Annotated in this window: 3 protein-coding genes and 2 pseudogenes; 1 reads left to right on the top strand and 4 read right to left on the bottom strand. The window is 51.8% G+C overall.

The window, feature by feature from the left end; translation table 11 throughout:
* Positions 1 to 207: pseudogene (locus ACYC56_RS12525) on the bottom strand (hypothetical protein); the annotation flags it as partial.
* Positions 208 to 476: 269 nt separating this feature from the next.
* On the opposite strand from ACYC56_RS12525, the gene ACYC56_RS12520 reads away from it, so the two are divergent.
* Positions 477 to 1,700, top strand: a complete 1,224-nt coding sequence (locus tag ACYC56_RS12520) for an ABC transporter substrate-binding protein (RefSeq protein WP_461374511.1) — start codon at positions 477 to 479, stop codon at positions 1,698 to 1,700.
* A gap of 437 nt (positions 1,701 to 2,137) precedes the next feature.
* On the opposite strand, the gene nuoB is transcribed toward ACYC56_RS12520, so the two are convergent.
* From nuoB to ACYC56_RS12505, 3 genes and pseudogenes are all read right to left on the bottom strand, one after another.
* Positions 2,138 to 2,956 (bottom strand): NADH-quinone oxidoreductase subunit NuoB, encoded by an 819-nt coding sequence (gene nuoB, locus ACYC56_RS12515; protein ID WP_461374510.1) that lies wholly within the window; start codon positions 2,954 to 2,956, stop codon positions 2,138 to 2,140.
* A gap of 11 nt (positions 2,957 to 2,967) precedes the next feature.
* Entirely contained in the window at positions 2,968 to 4,119 is a 1,152-nt protein-coding gene (locus ACYC56_RS12510; protein ID WP_461374512.1) for a hydrogenase large subunit, read from the bottom strand.
* 36 nt (positions 4,120 to 4,155) lie between these two features.
* Positions 4,156 to 4,383 (bottom strand): annotated as a pseudogene (locus ACYC56_RS12505) (NADH-quinone oxidoreductase subunit C); the annotation flags it as partial.
* Positions 4,384 to 4,397 lie beyond the last annotated feature (14 nt).

Here is a 4,397-nt window from a genome sequence, read left to right as displayed (position 1 = left end):
GGTAAAATTTAAAAAACTGACTTGAAAAGGCAAGAGCAGAAAGGCCCCGGAAACACCTCCCATGGAAGTAAAAAAAGAGACCACTAAAGCCACTAAAGGCGGAACAAAAAAATAAGTCTTTACTCCTGAAACGGGAAAGAACCAGTATAACCCCTCCACTGAGTCACCTCGACAGTATTCAGGAGTCAGCAGCCGGGAGAAAGACATTGGCCTCCTGAAATCTCTCATTTGTATTTTGGCGCCAAATAAGGTAAATACTATATACGATTCTTAATCTGAAAAAACAACAAATTCTATGGGCTCTGGCCAAAGAGCATTTACTAAAATAGGGGAGGCACCTTGCCCGGCAAGAAATTATTTGACGCCAGCCGAGACGGTTGACCAATTTTATCAGATAGTCCCAATATTCGAATTTGTAAGTCTCCTTCTAAGTTAGGCAATATCTCAGATTTGGCAATTTGGGGAAAGGACCCAGTATGTTTTTTTACTTCATGAAGATTGTTAATGGAATTTTCTTTTGTCTTTTTTTTATTTCATTGATTCTTTTTCCCGACCTATCCCTGGCAGATAAAAAGATTGTCAAATTTGGATTTGTGGCCGATGTAACCGGATCGGGTTTCCTGATTGCCCTGTCGCAGAAACAGGCCTTGGAAATAGGCCTGGAAGAGATCAATTCCTCCGGAGGACTTCTGGGCCGCAAGGTGGGGCTGCTTCTTCGCGATTCCCAGTTGAACCCCGAATTGGGGTCGGCTTTGGCCAGGGATTTGATCTGGAAAGATAAGGTTGATTTTCTAATCGGCCCTACCAGCCCCTCTGTCGCCCAGGCCGTTTCCCAGGTGTGCCGGGAAAATAAAAAGTTGATATTTTTTCACGCCGCCAACAATGAAAAGATAACGACCGAACACGGCCACCGTTATTTGTTTCAGGTTATCCCCAATACCTATATGGAGGGCAGGGCGGTGGCCGCCTTTCTTTCCAGGAAAGCCTATAGAAAAATCGCCATCATCGGTCCGGATATTGAATACGGACAAAGCCAAGCCGCCGCCTTTAAAAAACGGTTGTCCGAACTCAGTCCCTCAGCCCAGGTGATCAAAGAACTCTGGACTAAATGGGGGGAACAGGATTACGGTCCTTATATCAATATGTTGATCTCCAATAAACCCGAGGTGATTTACTCCGTCTTGTGGAGTGGCGATCTGGCCGGGTTTATCCGGAAAGGCCGGGCCATGGGGCTGTTTCCTGGTGTACGTTTAATAGGTCTTTTTGATTATGACCTTTTTAAAGGATTGGGTGAGGATATGATGCCTAATCTCTACGGGTTTGACCGTGCCCCTTTTTATGCCCTCAACAACCCCCAGATGAAGGCCTTCGTGAAGAAGTACAGGGCAAGGACCGGAGAGTATCCCTCATCCTGGGCTATTACCGTCTATGATGGTCTGATGGTTTTAAAAAAAGCCGTTGAAAAGGCTAAGTCGCTTGAAACCGAAAATGTGATTGCCGCCCTGGAGGGGATTCAATGGGATTCGTTCCGAGGTCCTCTCTATATCCGTCCCTTTGACCACATGGCCAACTGCGGGATCTATTTTGGGATCACCTATAAAGACCCCAAATATTCCTTTTATACCATGAAAAATGTTGCCTACATCCCGGGACAGGAACTCTGGCACTCAGTGGAGGAAATCAAGGCGATGCGAAAATAGGAACTCATCTCTCTCCTGCTTCCGCAAGGCGCTCGAGCAAGAGGAGATCACAGAGAAAAAATTTCCTGATTGCAGTTGAGAAGACCACCATGCAACACAAGATAAAACTTTCTTTTTTAGAAGACAATCTTCCTGGTGATAGCCGAATGAGCGGTCTTGAAATAACCTGCCCCAGGGTCTCAATTAGATCCCTGCATCAAAGGTTCGATAGTAGCCTCGGTTTATGTACTTTACTCGACTGTGATGCCACACACCATTGTTGACAAGGGCGCACAGTAGTTCAAGTACTCCTTCGTTCTTGACGTCTCGAATCTGCGGCGTGCTTGTCTTTTGCAACGTTTGGGTTCTTTTGTTTAATTCTTTTTGTTTGCCTATCAAGGGACAGAAGATTACCCTTAGAAAAAGGTCGTAAAATTTATTTCGCCTGCCCCTTGGCTCTAAGGATCAGCGCGGTCTTTCGCGCTGTCCCGGCTGTTCTGTGGCTGCTCCTGGGAGGACGATGGAAGCCGATTAAGAAGGCGCAACAGGCCGTCAAGTATGGTCAGAGGATGGGGGGGGCATCCCGGAATATACAGATCTACCGGAACGGTAGCGGAGCACCCGTTTTGCACCTCCGAATGGTCCGCATAAGGGCCACCGGATATGGCGCAGGCCCCGGAGGCAATGACGATCTTGGGAGAGGGAACCGCTTCATAGGTTTTTTGGAGGGCCTTGGCCATGTTTTGGGTCACCGGTCCGGTGATCAGCAGCCCGTCGGCATGGCGGGGAGAGGCGACAAATTCAATTCCAAACCGGCCCATATCATAGGTGATGGTTCCCAGGACATTGACATCGGCCTCGCAGGCATTGCACCCTCCGGCGGAAACCTGGCGTAGTTTCAAAGATCGCCCCAGGAGACGTCTGAGGCTGTCTTCGAGTGAAGCGGCCAATAAAAATTTCCCCCCCGAAATGATCAAATCTTTTCGCTGGCGAACGGAGAGCCGGTAATCCTGGCCAAAATCAATGACACCCGCAGGGCAGGCCTTTAGGCATTCCCCGCAAAAAAGACAGCGGCCCAGGTCGAGATGCGGTCCCTCCGGGGTAATCGACAAAGCCTTGGTCGGACAGACCTCTTCACAGGTCTGACAGCCGGGGAGACATTTAGAGGAATCAATTTCCGGGCGTCCCAGGTACCGGTCGGAAAGCCCTGTTCCCTGAGGCGGGAAAAGGATGGTCCGTTGTCCTTGTTTTATCCGCGTTGCCAATGCCTTAAACATCTGTCAACTCCTTAAAGATCGTGACCGCAATAAGAGAGGTTGAAGCTTTTGTTGCACAGCGGGAAATCGGATATCTGCTGATTCCTGAGTGCCAGGGCCAGTCCCATCCAATTGTGAAAGGAAGGGTCAATTATCTTGTAGCGGACAAACCGGCCCTTTTTGTCCGTTATGGCCACATGGCAAATCTCTCCGCGCCAGCCTTCCACCAGCGAGACGACCATTTTTGAGGCGGTTAAAGCGCCTGATTCCTTCATGGAGATTCCCCCGGGCAAGGCCTGGAGTTGGTCTAAAATAAAATCGCAGGATTTCTGTATTTCCAGCCAGCGGACATAAACCCTGGCGAAGACATCTCCCCTTTCCCAGGTGGAAAGAGGAATATGGCTTACGGTGTAGATCCCGGAGGGGAATTCGAAGCGCACATCGCGCTTAAGCCCACAGGCCCTGGCCGCGACTCCCACCAGCCCCAGATCCCTGGCGGTCCCTTTGAGCAGAGTGCCCGTATCTTCCAGGCGGGCCCGTACTGAAGGAGTATTCTGCAGCAGTAAGAAAGCATCGGTCACCTGTCGCAGCCCCTTTTTGACCCTGCCCGCCAGCGTGGAGGCCCTGTCCGCGTCCAGGTCAAACCCCACCCAGCCAGGTCTTACCCAGCCTCTTCCGAAGCGGTTTCCGCAAACCAGGGCGGTCATATTCAGGAAATCTCCCCGAATACGCCCGCAAAAAGAAGCCGTGGGCAGGTAGCCGATATCTCCGGCAACGGCACCCAGGTCGCCGATGTGATTGGCCACCCGTTCCAGCTCCAGGGCGATTCCTCGTAGGGCCTGGGCCCGAGCCGTCGGGTGGCAGTCAGAAAGGGACTCCAGGGCCTGGGCATAGGCGGTGGTGTGACCGACGGTGGTGTCTCCGGCCAGTGTTTCCATATAGTGGATAGTACGTTTGTCCGGTCCGCCTACCAGGGCCTTTTCCACGCCCCGGTGCTGGAATCCCAAAGCGATTTCCAGGTGTAACACCTTTTCCCCATGGCATTGAAAACGGAAGTGTCCCGGTTCAATGATCCCGGCATGGACCGGTCCCACGGCCACCTCGTGGACCTCTTCCCCTGAGACCTGAAAAAAATCGGTCACCCCCGGCAATATCGGTTGGTCCTTTTCTTTCCCCCCAGCCACCGGACCCGGGCGATATGAACCGTGAAAGCGGATCGGCTTGAGCCAGGGATGCCCCTCCGGACGGATCCCCCACTGTTCAAAAATTTCTCTCTCAAACCAGTGGGCTTGCGGACATTCAGGCGTCAGGGCCGGATAGGCCTGATCAACCGGTGCGCTGAGGATGGAGAGACTGCCCGTCTCGGCGTGGCCCAAAATCCCCGCCAGCCGCGTTTGGCCTTCATGGGGCCAAATAAAAAGACCGTTGATACGGCCGCCGGATTCCACTTCATAAATGACCG

It is taken from the genome of Candidatus Aquicultor sp., from assembly GCF_054640775.1.
The sequence above is the reverse complement of the archived record's forward strand: the minus strand, read 5'-3'. Positions and strand labels throughout refer to the sequence as shown.

What these genes read in the sequence shown, in the direction of transcription:
- nuoB (WP_461374510.1), bottom strand. Translation starts at nt 2,956, where the DNA reads ATGTTTAAGGCATTGGCAACGCGGATAAAACAAGGACAACGGACCATC.
- ACYC56_RS12520 (WP_461374511.1), top strand. Translation starts at nt 477, where the DNA reads ATGTTTTTTTACTTCATGAAGATTGTTAATGGAATTTTCTTTTGTCTT.